Source organism: Tamlana sp. s12 (assembly GCF_016767215.1).
Lineage (GTDB): Bacteria > Bacteroidota > Bacteroidia > Flavobacteriales > Flavobacteriaceae > Pseudotamlana > Pseudotamlana agarivorans.
On sequence record NZ_CP068547.1, the window covers coordinates 2,822,370 to 2,841,894 of the forward strand.

Annotated in this window: 14 protein-coding genes and 2 tRNA genes; 11 read left to right on the forward strand and 5 right to left on the reverse strand. The window is 35.2% G+C overall.

What is annotated here, in order from left to right; all coding sequences use genetic code 11:
* The 8 genes from JJL45_RS12230 to JJL45_RS12265 all read left to right on the forward strand — a co-directional run bounded on the left by JJL45_RS12230 (window position 1) and on the right by JJL45_RS12265 (window position 10,150).
* Window positions 1-1,254, forward strand: coding sequence for a purple acid phosphatase family protein (locus JJL45_RS12230; RefSeq protein WP_068602406.1), 1,254 nt, complete (start codon window positions 1-3; stop codon window positions 1,252-1,254).
* 9 nt (window positions 1,255-1,263) lie between these two features.
* Window positions 1,264-2,829, forward strand: coding sequence for a sulfatase family protein (locus tag JJL45_RS12235; RefSeq protein WP_068602403.1), 1,566 nt, complete (start codon window positions 1,264-1,266; stop codon window positions 2,827-2,829).
* A 2-nt stretch (window positions 2,830-2,831) separates the two neighbouring features.
* Window positions 2,832-4,547 carry an alpha-L-fucosidase gene (locus tag JJL45_RS12240; protein ID WP_068602401.1) on the forward strand — a complete coding sequence of 572 codons (1,716 nt, stop codon included), beginning with the start codon at window positions 2,832-2,834 and terminating at the stop codon, window positions 4,545-4,547.
* 31 nt (window positions 4,548-4,578) lie between these two features.
* The gene (locus JJL45_RS12245) at window positions 4,579-6,006 is read left to right on the forward strand and encodes a sulfatase (RefSeq protein ID WP_068602399.1); all 1,428 of its coding nucleotides are present in this window, start codon (window positions 4,579-4,581) and stop codon (window positions 6,004-6,006) included.
* Between the two features lie 115 nt (window positions 6,007-6,121).
* Window positions 6,122-6,997, forward strand: a complete 876-nt coding sequence (locus JJL45_RS12250) for a sugar phosphate isomerase/epimerase family protein (RefSeq protein ID WP_068602396.1) — start codon at window positions 6,122-6,124, stop codon at window positions 6,995-6,997.
* Between the two features lie 168 nt (window positions 6,998-7,165).
* Window positions 7,166-7,510: a hypothetical protein gene (locus JJL45_RS12255; RefSeq protein WP_068602394.1), complete on the forward strand. Its 345-nt coding sequence runs from the start codon at window positions 7,166-7,168 to the stop codon at window positions 7,508-7,510.
* A gap of 13 nt (window positions 7,511-7,523) precedes the next feature.
* Complete coding sequence (locus JJL45_RS12260) at window positions 7,524-8,945, forward strand: cellulase family glycosylhydrolase (protein WP_082935865.1); 1,422 nt, start codon at window positions 7,524-7,526, stop codon at window positions 8,943-8,945.
* A gap of 11 nt (window positions 8,946-8,956) precedes the next feature.
* Entirely contained in the window at window positions 8,957-10,150 is a 1,194-nt protein-coding gene (locus tag JJL45_RS12265; RefSeq protein ID WP_068602390.1) for a T9SS type A sorting domain-containing protein, read from the forward strand.
* A gap of 311 nt (window positions 10,151-10,461) precedes the next feature.
* Here JJL45_RS12265 and JJL45_RS12270 read toward each other — a convergent pair.
* The 3 genes from JJL45_RS12270 to JJL45_RS12280 all read right to left on the reverse strand — a co-directional run bounded on the left by JJL45_RS12270 (window position 10,462) and on the right by JJL45_RS12280 (window position 12,793).
* Window positions 10,462-10,536, reverse strand: a tRNA-Pro gene (locus JJL45_RS12270).
* Window positions 10,537-10,561: 25 nt separating this feature from the next.
* Window positions 10,562-10,645 (reverse strand) — tRNA-Ser (locus JJL45_RS12275).
* Window positions 10,646-10,738: 93 nt separating this feature from the next.
* Window positions 10,739-12,793, reverse strand: a complete 2,055-nt coding sequence (locus JJL45_RS12280; protein WP_068602388.1) for an HD family phosphohydrolase — start codon at window positions 12,791-12,793, stop codon at window positions 10,739-10,741.
* A 206-nt stretch (window positions 12,794-12,999) separates the two neighbouring features.
* Between JJL45_RS12280 and JJL45_RS12285 the strand changes: the two genes are divergently transcribed.
* The 3 genes from JJL45_RS12285 (at window position 13,000) to JJL45_RS12295 (ending at window position 15,466) form a co-directional block, all read left to right on the forward strand.
* Window positions 13,000-14,178, forward strand: a complete 1,179-nt coding sequence (locus JJL45_RS12285) for an acetyl-CoA C-acyltransferase (protein ID WP_068602386.1) — start codon at window positions 13,000-13,002, stop codon at window positions 14,176-14,178.
* A 9-nt stretch (window positions 14,179-14,187) separates the two neighbouring features.
* A complete protein-coding gene (locus JJL45_RS12290) occupies window positions 14,188-14,937 on the forward strand; it encodes a C40 family peptidase (protein ID WP_068602384.1) in 750 nt (249 codons plus the stop codon).
* 82 nt (window positions 14,938-15,019) lie between these two features.
* The gene (locus tag JJL45_RS12295; protein WP_068602383.1) at window positions 15,020-15,466 is read left to right on the forward strand and encodes a hypothetical protein; all 447 of its coding nucleotides are present in this window, start codon (window positions 15,020-15,022) and stop codon (window positions 15,464-15,466) included.
* A 97-nt stretch (window positions 15,467-15,563) separates the two neighbouring features.
* On the opposite strand, the gene JJL45_RS12300 is transcribed toward JJL45_RS12295, so the two are convergent.
* Both JJL45_RS12300 and gyrA read right to left on the reverse strand, forming a co-directional pair.
* The gene (locus JJL45_RS12300; RefSeq protein ID WP_068602381.1) at window positions 15,564-16,817 is read right to left on the reverse strand and encodes a tetratricopeptide repeat protein; all 1,254 of its coding nucleotides are present in this window, start codon (window positions 16,815-16,817) and stop codon (window positions 15,564-15,566) included.
* Window positions 16,818-16,856: 39 nt separating this feature from the next.
* Window positions 16,857-19,400 (reverse strand): DNA gyrase subunit A, encoded by a 2,544-nt coding sequence (gyrA, locus tag JJL45_RS12305; RefSeq protein WP_068602380.1) that lies wholly within the window; start codon window positions 19,398-19,400, stop codon window positions 16,857-16,859.
* Window positions 19,401-19,525: the final 125 nt, after the last annotated feature.

A 19,525-nucleotide genomic window follows, 5' to 3' on the forward strand; every position in this document is an offset into this window, starting at 1 on the left:
ATGAAACGCATTGCGCTAATTCTTGTTATTTTACTTAGTTTCTCAGCATGTAAATCTGCAAAAGAATCTCAACCGGAACTTGTAGACCTTAAGGCGGAACCTGTTTTAATTCGTCAGCCCTATTTACAAATGGTTAGACCAAACACGGTAACTATTACTTGGAAAACCAATGCCGTTACAGGACACTGTAAAGTTGTTTATAACGACCTTAACAGCTTAGAAGAAAATGAAGTCGCAGGAAAACTGGTACTGCATGAAGGTGATAAATTCAACGAGGTGGTTATTAAAAACCTAAAACCACAAACGGCGTACAACTATGCCATTTATTCCAATGGTTATTTATTAGCCAGTGGTAAAGATTATTTTTTTACTACGGCTCCAGATAACAAAAACACGGCTTTTAGTTTTTATGCCTTGGGAGATATTGGTGCCAAAGAAAAACAAAGTTTTGCCATAGAACCTGCAACACGCATTACAGAACTAGGCATTAAACCCGATTTTGGCTTAGGTTTAGGCGATATTGTTTACCCAAAAGGCGAAAGTAAAAATTACGACAACCACTTATTTAAACCCTTTGAAAAGGTTTTTAAAAACACCCCGTTTTACCCAGTTGCAGGAAACCACGATTGGCTATCGGATCCTGAAAAAAACTTTGAAAAAGAATGGGCCTTGCCTGATAACGAGCATTACTACGGATTTTCGTATGCTAATGCCTATTTTATTGGTTTAGATTCCAGAAATGGAGGTTTTTTCGAACTCGAAAAGCAAACCAAATGGTTAAATAAAGAATTAAAAAAAGTACAAGGTAAATACGATTGGATTATAGTGTTTTTACATCACAATGGAAAAACCTGTACCTATAAAGAGAATTACCATCATGTTGAAAACCTCTACCCTATTTTTGCCAATTCTAATGTCGATTTGGTTTTAAACGGACACGCACATACTTACGAACGCTTAAAACCTTATGATGCCTCTGGAAACGTTGATAGATCTGTTACAAACCAGTCTGAATATAAAAATTTAGAAAACCGTTTTATATCCATAACCTTAGGTGCTGGTGGAAAACTAAACAAAAAATGGTTTCCAGACCCGTTTAATTTAGAGCACTATAAAGATGGCACTATAGTAGCTCATGCTGAACACGTTGGGAGTTTTGGATTATTCGAAATTAATGGAAAGTCTTTAGTTTTTAAAGCTTATAATTCCTTTACAGGTACCGTGTTGGACAGTTTTATCATTAAAAAAAACTAATTACTACTCATGACTAAGACATTTTTTCTCATGGTATGCTTGCTTAGCTTTTCGCTTTTTAACGCGCAAACCCCGCAGCCAAATATCGTCTTTATTTTAGCAGACGACATGGGTATAGGCGATGTTTCTGGTTTAAATCCCGAAGCAAAAGTAAACACGCCTAATATCGATTTATTGATAGATAACGGCATGAGTTTTACTGATGCTCATACCACATCATCGGTATGTACGCCTTCTCGATATAGCATTATGACTGGAGAATACGCTTGGAGAACTCGATTAAAATCTAGAGTATTGGATGGCTATTCTAAAGCAATGATTGAGGACACAAAAGATACAGCGCCTAAACTATTACAACGAAATGGTTATGAAACGGCTATGATTGGAAAGTGGCACTTGGGCTGGAATTGGGTTATTGAAGATGAGGCTAGCCTTGAAATGAATCCGAAAAACCCATATCAGTTTAATGAAGATATCAGTAAAAAAGTAGATTACAGTAAACCCTTTACAGGAGGCCCAACAGATTGCGGTTTTGATTATTTCTTCGGGTTAAATGCCTCGTTAGATTTTCCGCCTTATGTCTATTCAGAAAATAATAAACTCATAGCTCTCCCTACAGAAACCATGAAAGCCGATGGGAAGGATAAAGATTTTCCTGGTGGTAGAAAAAATGATTTAGTTGGTGGACAAAAATTAAAACGTAAAGGGGATAAAGCTCCAGGTTTTAAAGCCGAACAGGTCATGTTAGATTTAACCAATAAATCGGTAGCATACATAAATAATCACAAAAAAGACAAACCATTCTTTTTATACATTCCTTTAACTGCTCCCCATACCCCTGTTTACCCAAGAGATGAATTTTTGGGCACCAGCAAAGCTGGAATTTATGGCGATTTTATTCAGGAATTAGATTGGACGGTAGGTCAAATTGTTTCGGCTATAAAAGCTAATGGTATAGAAAACAATACCATCATTATTTTTACAGCAGATAATGGCGCATCAAAATCTTCTTTCCCTGTGGAATTTGAATCTAAATACCAACATAAACCAAGTAAAAATTTACGAGGCAGAAAAGCCACGTTACATCAAGGCGGACATACAGTTCCCTTTATTGTGCAGTGGAAAAACGTAGTGCAACCCAATTCAAAAAATAATACAACAATCTCCTTAAGCGATTTATATGCCACCTGTGCCGATATTTTGAATGTAAAAACAGATCCTAATCAAGGTGTAGACAGTTACAGCATTTTATCATTGTTGAAAGGCAAGAATGACTATAGCCGAGAAGCCTCGGTGTATAGCAATTTTGCTGGTCGTTTTTCCATTAGAAAAGGTGATTGGAAAATGGATTTAAATCCTAAAAAAGGAGGTAGTTATTTGTTCAATATTGCAAAAGATCCTTCAGAAAAAAATAATTTATTTTATGATAACGCTTACGCGGATAAAACACAAGAACTCACATCAACTTTAAACAACATCATTTTTAACGGTAGAAGCACCGAAGGAGAAAATCTAGAAAATGAAGGTCCGAAAACATGGAAAGCCCTGTTTTGGTTGAAAAACAAACACAACTAAGCATGATAATAAAAAGAAACTGCTTACTAGCCATTGCTATAGTATTTGCAATTTACACCAATCTATTTGCTCAAAAAGATGAAATTCAGTCTTATAAAGTAGACAAAAACGTAAAAGTTGAAAAAGCCAGTCCGGAAGCTGTAGAACGCTTTAAGGACAAACGTTTTGGGATGTTTATTCATTGGGGACCTATAAGTCAGCTAGGCAAACAACTCAGTCATTCTCGAAACAGTAAAAGTCATAAACCAGGAGGAAAACCATATAAAATAGCAGATATTGAACCCGAAGTTTACGATGTGCAATACAAAACCTTTAATCCTACTAAATACGATCCTGACTATATTGTAGATTTAGCCAAACGTGCGGGGATGAAATATCTGGTATTTACTGCAAAACATCACGCTGGGTTTTCCATGTTCGATTCTAAAGTAACAGATTACGATATCATGAATACCCCTTATGGAAAAGATATTTTAAAGGAATTAGAACAAGCCTGTAGAAAACAAAATTTCGATTTCGGATTTTATTATTCACCTCGAGATTGGTATAATCCTGATTGCGATTCCAAAGATCATCATGATAGATATATTACTTTCTACAAGGCTCAAATGGAAGAGTTATTAAACAATTATGGTAAAATAAATGAAATTTGGTTTGATGGTTTAGGTCCTGGCGATTGGAAAAATACTTCTGCAGAAGTCATGACAAGAATTCATAAATTACAGCCCGATGCAATGGTAAATGACCGCGGTGGTGTTGGTGCCGATTTTTACACGCCCGAACATACGGTTAGTCAGTTTAACAACCAACAACTTTGGGAAGCTTGCCATACCACAACAAGCCAGTGGGGATACAACCCAGACACAAACGCAAAAAGCCTTAAACCATTAATGCAGATTCTGCTTTACACATGGGGAGCCGATGGCAATATGTTATTAAATATTGGTCCAATGGGAGATGGTGCTTTAAACCCTGAAGAAGTAAAACGCTTGGAACAAATTGCCGATTGGTGGGCAGTAAATGGCGAAAAAAGTATTGCAGGAAGCCGTGGTGGCCCCTACTTTCCAAGTAATTGGGGTGTTTCAACGCGAAAAGGCAACAAAGTATTTTTACATGTTTTCAATTGGCAAAAAAACGGCACATTAACCTTGCCTAATTTCCCTAATAAAACAATTAAATCGGTTTCATTATTAAATGGGAAGAAGATTGAATTATCTCAAAATACTGAAAATTATACCTTAACTATTCCAAAGCAATCTTTAGAAAGTATAGTAACGACTGTAGCCATTGAATTGAATGCTAGTGCCATGGATATGACACCAATGTACTCTATAAAAACCTTAACACAACAAGCGACTTTAACGGCTTCACAAAACCAAGAAGCCACAAAAAATGTTATAGATGGTAACCCAACAACGGTTTGGCATGCGTCTACTAAAAAAAATAAAGACATTTGGATTCAAGCCAATTTTGAAAAACCCGTAACTATTGAAAGTTTTGTTGCTGGTCGTGGTGAAGAATGGGTAACGAAAAACAACCCTGAATTACAGATTCCCGATGGTAATGGTGGATGGAAAACGATTTATAAATGGAAACCTAAATTCGAGCCATTAAAGTACTTAAAAACCCCTGTTACAACCGATAAAATTCGTTTGAAAGTTAAAAACACGAAAGATTATTATTTGGCCGAATTTGAATTATACGCACCATTGAAGTAAAATGTACTCAAAATCATAAACCATTTTTAAGATGAATAGAATAGTTTTTTTAGTGTCTCTTTTAGCTTTCAGTTTTTGTAATGCCCAGAAACCGAATGCCAAATCCGATAAGAAACAACCCAATATCGTTTTTATTTTGGCCGATGATTTAGGAGTAAATGCTCTAAACTGTTACGGGAATACATTAGTTGAGTCGCCCAATATTGATAAACTATATGCCGAAGGTTTACATTTTACAAATGGCTATTCCAACGACCCGACTTGTGCGCCATCGAGAGCATCCATCATGTCTGGACACTATGTACCAAGACATAAAGTATACCGTGTGGCAGATCGCTATAAAACAGATAAAAAAACATTGCAAGCCATGCGCTTTCTCCCACCCGAAATTAACAGAGTAAAAGGTTCGGGTGCCGGATTATCTTTAGATGAAATTACTATTGCCGAAGCATTAAAAAATAACCATTACGCCACAGCAGCTTATGGCAAATGGCATTTAGGAAAAGGCGCGTTACAAATTCAAAATCAAGGCTTTGATGAAGGTTACGAAATTACAGGACATTATAATTTTAAGACATTTCCTGAGCAAAACCAGTTAGATAACACGCCATATTCAGCCGATGTAATAACTGAAAAAACCATAAGTTTTATTAAAAAAGCGCAATCTGAAAACAAAGCATTTTTTGCTTATGTACCGTATTATTTAGTGCATAAACCTTTAGAGCCAAAAGCTGAATATCTCAAACATTTCAAACAAAAACTAAAAGGATACAAAGACGTTGGCCCAGATGAAATCAAGGTTTTAGCCATGATTAAAAGTCTAGATGATAGCGTTGGTCAGTTATTAAAAACCTTAGAAGATTTAGGTTTAGAAGACGACACCATCATTGTTTTTACCAGCGATAATGGGCATTACAAAACGGAAAGTAATATTTTTAATCAGCCATATCGAGGCGTTAAAGGTCAGACTTTAGAAGGCGGCATTCGTGTGCCATATATTTTCAAATGGAAAAATAAAATAAAAGCAGGTTCTACTTCCGAAGCACCAATAATTCATGTGGATCTTTATCCAACACTTTTGGGTTTAACTCAATCTCCAAACCCAGAAAACTACGTTTTAGATGGTGAAGACTTATCGCCAATTTTATTAGGTAAAGCTTCAAAAACTAAACGTGATGCACTTATTTGGGAATACACCAATTACGCACGGTATAACGAAAAAACAAAAACTTTTGCCAGCGCATGGGTGAATGTGATTCAAATGGATGAGTATAAAATGACTGAAGCTGTAGAAACGTCGACCTATACCCTATTCAATTTAAATTCGGATCCTTATGAAACCAGAGAGGTTTCTAAAGAAAATCCGCAAGTCATTTCAAAATTAAAAAAACGTTTAGAGCTTTGGAAAAAGGAAACTGGTTATGAATCTCCAAAACCAAACCCTGATTTCAAACACTAACCAAACCTGTCATTTTGTGATGTTTGACGATAATTGCTACTAATCAAACAATTATCAAACCTTATTGCCAGTACTTAGTTTTAGATTTGAAATAACTGAAACAAACTAAGCATACATGAAAAAAACGCTGTATTTAATCGTTTTAATTATTAGTTTTTGGAGTTGCAAAACTTCTAAACAGGAAAGTACAAATCGTTATCCTTTTGAAAAAAGCAACCTTGTCCCTTGGTCTATTGTAGGTTTCGATGTAAAAGAAAGAAGTCCAAAAGCCCGTATCGACATGCTGAAACATTTAGGATTCGAGCGTTATGGCTACGGAAATAGGCCAAAACACATTCCAACCATGCAGGAAGAATGGGAACTTGCTCAAGCCGAAAACATAAAAATTGATGCGGTTTGGCTGTATTTAAACTTGGACAAAGACCAACCAAATGACTTAAGAGACCAAAATGAAGCCGTTTTTAAAAACTTAAAAGTTGTTGGATTAAAAACGCAAATCTGGATAGGATTCGACCCCAAGCATTTTGAAAATTTATCGGATGCTGAAGCTTTAGATGATGCTGTAAGCATGGTATCCTATTTATCAAATCGTGCATCAAAATTAGGCTGTAAAATTGCCCTTTACAATCATGGTGGTTGGGCTGGACAAACCGAAAATCAATTAAAAATTATAAAGGCACTTCCTAACACAAATTTGGGTGTGGTTTTTAATTTTCATCATACCCATCACGATTTAGAAAACTACCATAAACATATAAAAATGTTAATGCCCTATTTATGGTGTGTTAATTTAAATGGCATGAAAAAAGACGGTCCGAAAATTATAACTATCGGTGACGGCGATCTTGAAAAAGACATGATTCAGCAATTATTGGATTTAAATTACAAAGGCCCTTTTGGAATTTTAGGCCATGTAAAAGGAGGCGATCCAGAAGTGATTTTACAAGAAAATGTAGATGGATTATGGAAATTGTTTCCTCAAAACATCTAATTTTTTTAGTTCATTATTTAACAAAGTAGCCATTAAACCCTCCGTAAAAATCCTCATATTCGTCAATAAACATAGGGTTTTCACGATTTTCAAACCTTTTCAGACTCTAATCAAACCTCATTAAAGGTCTAGTTATATAATTTTACAGAACAAACAAATCACGTCATTATGAAAAAAATAATATTTGCAGCCCTTCTATTCATAGGACTTGCTCTTTCAGGCTTCGCACAATCCGAAAAGCTTATTGAAAAAGCAAATCAAAAAGTTGAGGAACTAAATACTGAAATAATTGCCGGTGATAAAACTCAAGCATTATCGGAAGCTCAAAAATCAGAAATTCAAAAATTATATATCGAAAGAACTCAAGCTATAAGAAAAGCAAAAAAAGCTGGTGCCGATGATACGGAGACCAAAGCAATCATAAAAAATTATAATCAGAAAGTATTTAAAGAAGTACTTACTAAAGAGCAAATAAAAGCACGAAAAAAAGGCAAAGAACAGGAGGAGAATTAATAGCAATTTGTACATGAAACACTATTCAATGTTTATTATCGCATTTGTAATTTATGGCTTAGGCTATGCTCAAATTACGCCTCATACTATGGTTGGGAATATGGGGAGAGGTATAAATATTGGTAATGTTTTAAGTGCTCCTAAGGAAGGAAATTGGGCGCTAGCTTTAACTGATACGTATTTAAAAGACGTTGCTAGTGCCGGATTTACTTCAGTTAGAATCCCGATAGATTTCTTTGGAGATAGAACTTCTGGTAATACATCGGTTTATTCAAAAGCTGAAAACACTTCTGCTTCATATACGGGCACACCTTCAGATTATGTTGTAAATCCAGCTTATTTAGACCGTATTGAAGAGGTAATTACCTGGGCTTTAAATGAAAACTTAATTGTTGTTTTAGATTTTCATGGCAATACCTTAAAAGATGAGTTTCTGCATACGTTTAGTACAAAAAGTAAAGATGCCCCGTACTATACACATCCTACTTCAGCAAAAAGAGCAGCAGATAATGAGAAATTCAGAACTATTTGGTTGGCCATTGCAACGCGCTTTAAAGAATATTCAGATCAATTGGTTTTTGAAATTGTAAACGAACCTTACTTTTCACTATCAGCCACCGAAATGGATATTTTAAACACGGACATTATCAATATAATTAGATCTACGGGCGGCAAGAACACTTACCGAAATATTATTATTACCGGAGGAGGCAAAAATTCATTTGAAGCACCACTCCAGATTAGTGATCAGGTTTTGAATATGGACAACTATTTAATAGCAACCTTTCATTATTATTGGCCACGAGATTTCACAGCTTCCGCTAGTGAAAATCATAATGATTATGATTGGGGTACCCCTACTGATAAAACTGAAATAGACAAAAATTTCGGAGCCGTTCAAACTTGGTCTGCAGACAAAAACATCCCCATTTATTTAGGTGAATTTGGCGCAGATAATGAAGGTGGATTCAATTACAATAAAAACACGTATGGTGCTTTTGGAGGACCTGAAGAAGCTTCTCGTATTTTGTATCATGAATATTTAGCTGAAAAAGCCATCGATTTAGGGTTTTCGTTTTCAGCCTGGGATGCCGGACACAAATCGGGAAAGACCATTTATATAGCTCCATCACGAACTTGGGCCAAAGGTATAAAAGAAGCCTTACTTGGAAATACTTTAAGTAATAATGAAAGTAATAAATCGGAATTTATAAAAGTGTATCCGAATCCTTCAAGGGACCATATCAACATTAAAAGTAATCAAACTATAGATAACGTAGAGCTTTATAACCTTCATGGCAGCATGATTTATAAAAATAACACTAAAAATATAACCCAACTACATTGGCCACCAATAGCCAATGGCACCTATATTTTAAAAGCCAAATTAACCAATGGCGCACATTATAATACTAAAATATTAATATTAAACTAAATTCGAAAATCATGAAAAAAATTACATTTTTATTATTAGCAATTATCCCAGTATTCGGGTTTTCTCAAACCTTTGATTTTACAAATTCAGATGATGGATGGGATGTACTTAGTGGTTTTAGTGCCACAAACAACGCAAGCTCCATGACGCTTACAACAGTTGATGGCGATGGTACCAAGAAAAACCCGACTATAGGGACATTAGCTGCAGGTGTAGTTACTGGAACTAATTCATTTGTAGGGATAACCCTTAAAAATAGTAGTGCCATGGGACCTGACTATTTAAGAGTTTCTTACCCTAAACCTGGATCAGGAAGATTTTATGTTAATTTAGATATTACAACTGGTGATACTGATTTTGTAACCTATTGGTTTGATTTATCTAGTGCAGTAAATTGGGTAGGCACTATGGACGATATTAAGCTTCACTTTAAAACAGCTGGTAATAGCGATTATGTTTTACCTGATAGTCCTAATAACATCACTATTGAAATCGACAAAATTGAATTTGCTGCTAGCATTCCTACAACTCCTAAGAATTCGTACCAATTTAACATCAATAATGATACAGAAGGTTTTAGTGCTACAAATGGATCCATTACTGGACCAACAGGTGGGGTGTTAACTTTTGAGCCTGTTGCTACAAAATTTGCCAAATTAGACCAATTGGTTTATCATGTTGATGCTTCTGTGTTCAAGCAAATTCATATAACCTTAAAAAACAATTCTGCATTAAATGATCAATTACGTTTTATATCAGAAAACGTTCCAAATCAGACGCAAACTATGACCACAAGTGATTCTGCAGAAAAAACATATTCATTTGATATGTCTAGTGTTGCTGAATGGACAGGAAATAAAACGTTTACTATTGGTATAGGCTCTCTAGCCGACGGGAAAGCAACTGATAATGGAACTGTAGAAATTAGTTCTATTGTAATAGATAATACCTTAAGCAGCTCTGATGGTCTTGAAACAGCTTCATTCGCTATCTATCCAAACCCTGCAACTTCTCAAATTACAATTAATGGTATTCAAAAAATTTCAGAAGTTAGCATTTTTGATGTCATGGGTAAACAAGTATTAAGATCGAATACCCTTATCAACAATCAGCTTAATATAAACCAATTAAATTCGGGTGTTTACCTTGTTCGCATTCAAGATGTAAATAATTTTATTACTGTAAAAAGAATTATAAAAAAGTAGGAACTTAAAAAAAACCTTTAAGTCTACTTAAATCATATTGATTAAAAAAAGGTAGGTTTTTGACTAACTCTAATTTGCGGTTAAATGAAGATATTCTTTATTTAGCCGCTCTTTTTTTTATAAAATTGTGTGACCCTGAACTACTTGTTAAAGAAAACCTGAGTGCATTGAGCACATACTAAGCTCTGGATATGGGAAACATTGTAGAGGGATTATTCTATATTCTAAAACGCCAACTTATAGAAGAGAAATAAAAAAAACCTTGATAATAAAATTACCAAGGTTTTTAATCAAATTGATCTTTTAAAAAGTCGGGGTGGCAGGATTCGAACCTGCGACCTCCGCGTCCCAAACGCGGCGCGATAACCGGGCTACGCTACACCCCGAATAATGGTTATCATAAAAAATTTGCGGAGAGACCGGGACTCGAACCCGGGCAACACTTACGCGTTGACAGATTAGCAATCTGCTCCATTACCACTCTGGCACCTCTCCTAAATTTTAATAAGAACTTGCAATAAATTTGCGGTTGCAAAAATATACTAAAGAAGCGTATAACACAACTTTTTTTTGCCTTTTTTTCTTTTTTTATTCTGGGTATTCTATTCGTAAATGGTAAATGTTTGCTAGCTTGTGTTTTAGCACTTTTTTTATAGATTCTATTTCTTTAAAAGTAATGTTCGCATTTAGGAACTGACCCTCCTCGATTTGCTTATTTATGATATTTTCAACGAACGCTTCAATTTTAGTAGACGTAGGTTCTTTTAAACTTTTAGAAGCAGCCTCAATACTATCGCACATCATTAAAATAGCCGTTTCTTTACTAAATGGTTTCGGGCCTGGGTAACTAAATTCGGCTTTATCAATTTCTATATCAGGAAAGGCTTTTTTCTCCTGCATATAAAAATAATACACCACACTAGTACCGTGGTGCGTGCGAATAAAGTCGATGACACGATCGGGTAGATTATTCTTTTTGGCGATTTCTATGCCGTTTATAACATGATTGGTGATGATCCTAGCACTTTCCCTAGAAGATAACTCGTCATGAGGATTAATGCCCGTAGCTTGATTTTCGGTATAATACGTTGGGTGTTTCATTTTACCAATATCATGATAAAGAGCTCCTACCCTTACTAACATAGCGTTTGCACCAATTTCATTAGCTGAAGATTCGGCTAGATTGGCCACATTTAAAGAATGGTGAAAAGTTCCAGGTGCTTGATTGGCTAATTCTTTAAGAAGTTTTGAATTGGTATCAGATAATTCTAAAAGTGACACATCAGATACGAGTCCGAATAACTTTTCATAAGCATAAATTAGTGGCTGAACAAACAAGGTTGCCAATCCGCATAAAATAAACCAAATGAATGTTTCCCATTTCAAATCATCTACACTGCCTTCATGAATCACGAAAAATGCAAAATAGGCTATGATATAAATCAATGTGATCTGTCCTACCGAAATAAATAAATTCGCGCGCTTATAAAGCTCAGAAACCGTTAAAATGGTTACAATTCCAGCTATGATTTGAAGAAACATATATTCGTAGCTATTCGGAACTATAAAACCGATAAGCAGTACAGTAAGCACATGAGAAAACAAACCTAAACGCGCATCGAAAAAAGCCTTAAATATTAAAGGTAGAATACAAATAGGAACAATATATATGTATTTTGAATTATAATTAACTACTAAAGTGGTGATGAATATAATTAATGAAATATTAAAAAATATAAATGTGACTTTCGTGTTATTTTCAAAAACTTCATAACGGTATTTCATTAAAAATAAGAGCAACATGAGTAATGCTAAAGCCACTAATAAAGTATAAGCGAACAATACCCAATTATAATCGGCCTCATTCCAGACTTGAGATTCGTATTCTAATTGAAGTGATTTTAAAATTTGATATTTTCCAACATCAACAACTTCACCTTTTGAAACTATAAGCGTCCCTTTAACAACGCTTCCTCTAATATACACGATACCATCCAAATCGTCTTGAAGCGCCTTTTCCGTAAAACCTTTATTGAAGGTTAAATTAGGATGAATTAAATCAAAAAATAAAGAAACAAAGGCCGTTTTAAACTCTGATAAGTTGTTTTTATTAAGTACTTTGTTAATAATAGGCGTTACTTCATTTTGACTTATAAGATTCGAATAAAAGCCATCTTGAACCTTTTCTCTTCCATCGATAATGGCTATACTTTGATCATATGAAAAATCGTAGTTTTCATTTAATACACCGTATTCATAAAGCTCTGAAATAATAGCCTCACCCACTTTTTTGAGTTCCTGAGCATTATAACGGTTTAATGAATCGCCTAACTGCGTTTGAAAAGCCTTCGAATACGAAGCTAAAACACTTTTCTCTATAGAATCATTTAAATCAAAATATAAAACAGAGTTTTCCTTGGCAATACGTTTTTCTTCAGTGATTTCGGCTTCTGTCTTTCGAATAGCAAAATCAAAAGGCGCATATAAATTCTCTGACTGCCAAGGCTTTCCCTTTTCAAAATTGTATTTAAACTTTCCACTTTTAGGAAATAAATACACAATTAAAAAAGTGGTAAAAATGAATAATAACCCTTTGTAAATTAAAGAATGATTTCGATATAATCTATTGATGAAGTCTTTCATATGGCGGTATGGAATCCACTTTTATAAATAAATTGTAGCATCCATATAATCATTGTGTTAAACATGATGTTTAACTTTTTAATGTCCTTTCTAATTTCCAAATGTAATAAAATTATGAACTTTAACCATTTTTTATAATAATTGAATCGTTCCAAATTCTACCAAAAATTCGTTATTTTCGCAAGTACTAATTAAAACTTCCATTCATGAGTCAAGAAGTCGTTATAGTTTCTGCTGCCAGAACCCCAATTGGGAGTTTTATGGGGGCTTTATCTACCGTTCCTGCTCCTAAATTAGGGGCTATTGCTATTTCTGCTGCTTTAAAGAAAGTTAATTTAAAACCAGAATTGGTTGATGAAGTTTTTATGGGACAAGTCATTCAAGCCGGTGCTGGTCAAGCTCCTGCAAGACAAGCGGCCATATATGCAGGTATTCCAAACACAGTACCATGTACAACCGTAAATAAGGTTTGTGCTTCTGGAATGAAAGCGGTGATGCAAGGCGTACAATCTATAGCGCTTGGTGATACCGAAATTGTAGTCGCTGGAGGTATGGAAAATATGAGTCTTATTCCTCATTATTTATATACAAGAACAGGGACAAAATTCGGACCTTCAACCCTTGTTGATGGCATGCAAAAAGATGGTTTAGTTGATGCTTACGATCAAAATGCCATGGGTGTTTGTGCTGATGCTTGTGCCAATAAATATGAATTTAGTAGAGCAGATCAGGATGCATATGCCCTACAATCCTATAAACGTTCAACCGAAGCCTGGGAAACAGGGAAATTTGACAATGAAGTCGTTCCTGTTGAAGTCCCTCAGCGTCGCGGTGAACCTATCATCGTTTTTAAAGACGAGGAATTTTCTAATGTGAATTTTGAAAAAATACCTCAACTCCGTCCAGCGTTTACTAAAGATGGAACGGTTACAGCTGCCAATGCCTCTACTATAAATGATGGTGCAGGTGCCGTTATATTAATGAGTAAAACTAAAGCGGATAGCTTAGGCTTACAACCATTAGCAACCATAAAAGGGTATGCCGATGCTGCTCAAGAGCCAGAATGGTTTACTACTGCTCCAGCAAAAGCCCTTCCTAAAGCTTTAGGTAAAGCAGGAATTAGCCTTAGCGATGTCGATTTCTTCGAATTTAATGAAGCCTTTTCGGTTGTTGGATTGGCCAATATAAAATTGCTAGGTCTTTCAGATAAAAATGTAAATGTGAACGGTGGTGCCGTATCATTAGGTCATCCGCTTGGGTGTTCTGGGGTTAGAATCATCATTACACTACTTAACATATTAGAACAGAATAATGCAAAAATTGGTGCAGCAGCTATTTGTAATGGTGGCGGTGGCGCATCGGCAATTGTTATAGAACGAAATTAAAAGTATTTAATGCAATACGGAATTTGTAATTTAAGCATTGTTCCTCTACGAAATGAGCCTGCAGACCCTAGCGAATTAGTTTCGCAAGTGCTTTATGGTGAAATTTTTAAAATTATTGAACAACGCAAAAAATGGAGTAAAATAAGACTGGCTTTTGATAAATATGAGGGTTGGATAGACAACAAACAATACCTTGAAATTTCGGAAGATCACTATAAGACATTAAATCAACAACCTATTAAGCTTTCCACCGATTTAGTAGAGTTTATTGAAGATGAAAACCAGCAAATATTCCCCATTTCAATTGGCTCAAGTCTAAACGGTCTTACCTTATTAAACCATGTGTATGATGGCAATTTTGTTGAGCATCAAATTGAAAAATCTAACATCATTAAAACCGCGTTTCTTTACCTGAATACACCGTATTTATGGGGAGGAAAAACACCTTTTGGTATTGATTGTTCTGGATTTACACAGATGATTTACAAACTTAATGGTTACAAATTACTACGTGATGCCTCACAACAAGCCACACAAGGTGAAGCGCTGAGTTTTATTGAAGAAAGCGAACCAGGAGATTTAGCTTTTTTCGATAATAGCGAAGGCGCTATTATACATGTCGGCATCATCATGGAAAACAACTACATTATTCATGCTCATGGCAAAGTGCGCATTGATCGCTTAGATCATTCTGGTATTTATAACGTCGACAAGAATACGCATACACACAAACTACGAGTTATCAAGAAGATTATTTGATAAAGTTGTCATTTTTTAAAATTAATTTTTATTAAAATTCCTTATATTTAATACAAGTTAATTAATTAAATATGAGACACTCATGAAAAAAAAACTTAGCTACTTGTTCGCAACCCTATTAGCTGTTTTTCTATGCTTTCAAAATGCAAATGCACAGTACCGAAAAGGAGTTCATACGGTAAACAACCACAACAATCAGGTTGGAAAGTGGGTGAACCTTGGAACCACTCATGCCAATCATACGGCGGATCATGATAGAATAAACGTCCCAGGACCTTATGATTATTACCGTAAACTAAAATTTAAAGTAAGAGATTCCCCATTAAACATACAACGCATGATCGTTACTTACGATGGTGGCGGTGCTCCCGAAAAAATTGAAACGCGTTTTTCTATACCTAAAAATGGTGAAAGTCGTGTTATCGATTTAAGAGGTGGAAAGCGCAAATTACGAAGCATCGAATTTTGGTACGATACCAAAGGTATCTTAAATGGAAAGGCAGACGTAACAGTTTATGGACTAAGGTAATTATAAATACTTCTTTTATTGATCCTTTTAAATATAAACATAAAAAAAGCCGCTTTCAAGAAAGCGGCTTTTTTTATGTTTATATATTAGGTTTTCATTACATACCTGCTTCTTCAAGCGCATCAACTTTTTCTTTCAGTCCCTTAGCCTTTTCTGTTTCGCCAAGGATACTGTAGATATTCATTAAAGTTTTAGCAGCATTAAGGTTATTATGATCAATTTCTAATGCTTTAGATAAATAAGGCACAGCATCTTTATATAAGTTTTGACGCTTTTCTCTTAATTCATCGTAACGTAAGTCATCCTTTTTAGAACTTCCTAAACCATTCATTTCTTCAATAATTGGTTTCTCTTCTGCTAAAATTAAGGCTGATAAGTTAATGTAAGCATTTACGTAATTTGGATCCAATTCTACAGCTTTTTCATAGTATTTTCTAGCTTCATCTGGATGCTTTGTTTCCGCTGCAATTACTCCTAAGTTATACTGTAATTCAGGGTTTTTAGGATCCATAGCTACAGCTTGCTCTAGTAATTTCTTAAACTCTTCGGTATTGCCCATTTTGTAATGCACATTAGCCTCAGATAAAATTAAGTTTACATCATTAGGGCTTTCTGCTCTTGCTTCTTTCATAGCTGCGATCGCTTTTTCATTATCACCATTACTTACATAAATAAGGGCAATATTTTTTACGATTTCAGGCTTTTTAGATTCAGTTGTACGCTCACCTGGCTTTATATGTGTTTTTGATTTCACATATAAATCTCTTGTTGCTTTGTCTAAAATCTCCTCTTTACCAGTCTCTACATTAGTTGCATAATATTCTTTAGCAATACCAGTATATCCTAAATCTTTCAATTCTTCATATAAAGTTAAAGCTCTATCGTATTCTGGAACACTAACAGACATAGTTGCAGCATAATAAAGATATACCGTATCCTTAGTGCTCAATCTGTATGTTTTCTCGAAGTAATTAGAAGCTTTTGAAAAATCTTTAGCTTCATAGGCAGTATTACCAGTTTTAAGTAAACTATTTACCATTTTCTGCTTCAACTCTTCAGACTCCTTAACATAGTCTCCTTCTACTTTAGACAAACTTGCAATGGCAGAATCAATATCTTTCATTGAGCCCTTACCGTTTGCATATAATGCCTCTGCATTTAAATAATAATATTTAGCTTTAAGCTTATCATCCATAGCAGACATTAATGATTCTGCTTGACCTAAAGCCGATTTCGCTTCAGAATAATTACTTGATTTGATAGCTTTTTCAGCTGTTTTCAATTCCTTTTTTTGTGCAAAAGAAAAAGCACTAATTGAAATCGCCAAAGCTATTATACCTTGTTTCTTCATTTTTGTAATATATTTAATTTAATTCTATTTATTTATAATCTAATTATTGTCAAGATTCCCTTCATCTCCATTAGGATTAATGTTTTCAGGAGCTTCTACCCCATCCTCTTCAACGACTTCTTCTTCATGGACAACTTTAGCAACGGCTGCAATAGAGTCGTTACCTTTAAGGTTAATTAATTTTACACCTTGAGTGGCTCTTCCCATGACTCTTAAGTTTGCAATAACCATTCTAATGGCTATTCCCGACTTATTGATAATCATTAAATCATCATTATCCGTCACACTTTTAATAGCTACTAAATCACCTGTTTTTTCGGTAATAGAAATGGTTTTAACCCCTTTTCCACCACGGTTGGTAATTCTGTATACTGGTTCTCCATCTTCCGGATCATCAATGTAAGTACGCTTACCGTATCCGTTTTCAGAAACTACCAATACCGATTCTTCTTGAGAGTTCTCAATAGTTACCATGCCGATTACCTCATCTTTATCATGAGCCAAAGTAATACCACGAACACCAGAAGCACCACGACCCATAGGACGTGTTTTAGCCTCTTCAAAACGAATAGCTTTCCCTGATTTTAGAGCTAACATAACCTGACTGTTTCCAGTGGTTAATTTTGCTTCTAACAACTCATCGTTATCCTTAATAGTGATGGCGTTAATACCGTTTGTTCTCGGACGTGAATACTGCTCTAAAGAGGTCTTTTTAACCTGACCATTTTTAGTAGCCATAATCACATAATGACTATTGATATAGGCTTCATCCTTTAAATCTTGAGTACAGATAAAGGCCATAACCTTATCATCTTGCTCAATATTAATTAGGTTTTGAATCGCTCTACCTTTAGATGTTTTACTACCTTCTGGAATTTCGTAAACACGCATCCAGAAACATTTTCCTTTTTGTGTAAAGAATAACATGTATTGGTGGTTAGTCCCCACAAACAAATGCTCTAAGAAATCCTCATTACGTGTGGTTGAAGCTTTTTGTCCCACACCTCCACGGTTTTGAGTTTTATATTCCGAAAGTGACGTTCTTTTAACATAACCCGCGTGAGAAATGGTAATCACAACCTGCTCATCTGGAATCATGTCTTCAATACTTAAATCACCTCCAGCATATTCGATTGTAGAACGACGCTCATCACCATATTTATCTTTAATCACTTCTAACTCCTCCTTAATGATACTCATTCTTCGCTCTTTATTAGCTAAAATATCTTTAAGGTCTTCAATTGTTATCATGATCTCCTCGTATTCGGCACGTAATTTATCTTGCTCCAGTCCTGTTAATTGTCGCAGACGCATTTCTACAATGGCCTTGGCTTGAATTTCAGAAAGCTTAAAACGTTCAATTAAATTGGTACGGGCTTCATCAGCATTAGATGACGCTCTAATGATTTTAATTACTTCATCAATATTATCAGAAGCAATAATTAATCCTTCTAAAATATGAGCTCTTTCTTCCGCTTTACGTAATTCATAAGTTGTTCTTCTTACAACAACTTCATGCCTGTGCTCTACGAAATAGTGAATAAGCTCTTTTAAGTTTAACAGCTGCGGTCTTCCATTTACAAGCGCAATGTTATTCACACTAAATGAGGACTGTAGCGCCGTGTACTTAAATAATTTATTTAATACGATATTTGGAATAGCATCACGCTTTAACACGTAAACAATACGCATTCCATTTCTATCAGACTCATCTCTAATCGTAGCAATCCCTTCAAGTTTTTTCTCATTTACCAAGTCAGCAGTTTTCTTAATCATATCTGCTTTATTCACTTGGTAAGGAATCTCCTCAACAATGATACACTCGCGACCGTTAACCTCTTCAATATTGGCTTTAGCACGTATAACAATACGTCCTCTTCCTGTCAAGAAAGCCTCTTTAACACCGTCATATCCATAAATTGTTCCTCCGGTAGGAAAATCTGGGGCTTTAACGTGCTGAATCAGTTCTTCTATTTCAATATCGTTATTTTCAATGTAGGCGATCGTTCCGTTAACGACTTCTGTTAAATTGTGTGGTGGCATATTCGTTGCCATACCAACAGCAATTCCTGATGCACCATTTACTAAAAGACCTGGGATTCTTGTAGGTAAAACTGTTGGCTCTTGAAGTGTATCATCAAAATTCAACATATGATCTACGGTTTCCTTTTCGATGTCTGCAAGCATTTCTTCTGAAATTTTACGCATACGAGCCTCCGTATAACGCATTGCTGCAGGACTATCGCCATCAATAGAACCAAAATTCCCTTGTCCGTCTACTAGCATATAACGCAAGCTCCATTCCTGAGCCATACGCACCATAGCATCGTAAACTGATGAATCACCGTGTGGGTGATACTTACCTAGAACTTCTCCAACTATTCTTGCGGATTTTTTATGTGCCGAATTTGCTCTAACTCCCAGTTCGTGCATACCGTAAAGTACACGTCTATGAACTGGTTTTAAACCATCTCTTACATCTGGTAAAGCACGAGACACAATGACTGACATCGAATAATCGATGTAGGCCGATTTCATCTCATCCTCAATATTAATAGGGATCAATTTCTCTCCTTCTGCCATAAATATTCTTATTTAATTTTATGTCTTTTTCAAAACACGCTAATATAAGACTTTCATCAGTCATAGCAGGACAAAGAGGCGTGTTTTTTAATGTTATTTATTAACAATTAATACGACTATATTAT

Coding starts and splice junctions, on each gene's coding strand:
- JJL45_RS12230 (WP_068602406.1), top strand. CDS start 1: ATGAAACGCATTGCGCTAATTCTTGTTATTTTACTTAGTTTCTCAGCA.
- JJL45_RS12235 (WP_068602403.1), top strand. CDS start 1,264: ATGACTAAGACATTTTTTCTCATGGTATGCTTGCTTAGCTTTTCGCTT.
- JJL45_RS12240 (WP_068602401.1), top strand. CDS start 2,832: ATGATAATAAAAAGAAACTGCTTACTAGCCATTGCTATAGTATTTGCA.
- JJL45_RS12245 (WP_068602399.1), top strand. CDS start 4,579: ATGAATAGAATAGTTTTTTTAGTGTCTCTTTTAGCTTTCAGTTTTTGT.
- JJL45_RS12250 (WP_068602396.1), top strand. CDS start 6,122: ATGAAAAAAACGCTGTATTTAATCGTTTTAATTATTAGTTTTTGGAGT.
- JJL45_RS12255 (WP_068602394.1), top strand. CDS start 7,166: ATGAAAAAAATAATATTTGCAGCCCTTCTATTCATAGGACTTGCTCTT.
- JJL45_RS12260 (WP_082935865.1), top strand. CDS start 7,524: ATGAAACACTATTCAATGTTTATTATCGCATTTGTAATTTATGGCTTA.
- JJL45_RS12265 (WP_068602390.1), top strand. CDS start 8,957: ATGAAAAAAATTACATTTTTATTATTAGCAATTATCCCAGTATTCGGG.
- JJL45_RS12280 (WP_068602388.1), bottom strand. CDS start 12,793: ATGAAAGACTTCATCAATAGATTATATCGAAATCATTCTTTAATTTAC.
- JJL45_RS12285 (WP_068602386.1), top strand. CDS start 13,000: ATGAGTCAAGAAGTCGTTATAGTTTCTGCTGCCAGAACCCCAATTGGG.
- JJL45_RS12290 (WP_068602384.1), top strand. CDS start 14,188: ATGCAATACGGAATTTGTAATTTAAGCATTGTTCCTCTACGAAATGAG.
- JJL45_RS12295 (WP_068602383.1), top strand. CDS start 15,020: ATGAAAAAAAAACTTAGCTACTTGTTCGCAACCCTATTAGCTGTTTTT.
- JJL45_RS12300 (WP_068602381.1), bottom strand. CDS start 16,817: ATGAAGAAACAAGGTATAATAGCTTTGGCGATTTCAATTAGTGCTTTT.
- gyrA (WP_068602380.1), bottom strand. CDS start 19,400: ATGGCAGAAGGAGAGAAATTGATCCCTATTAATATTGAGGATGAGATG.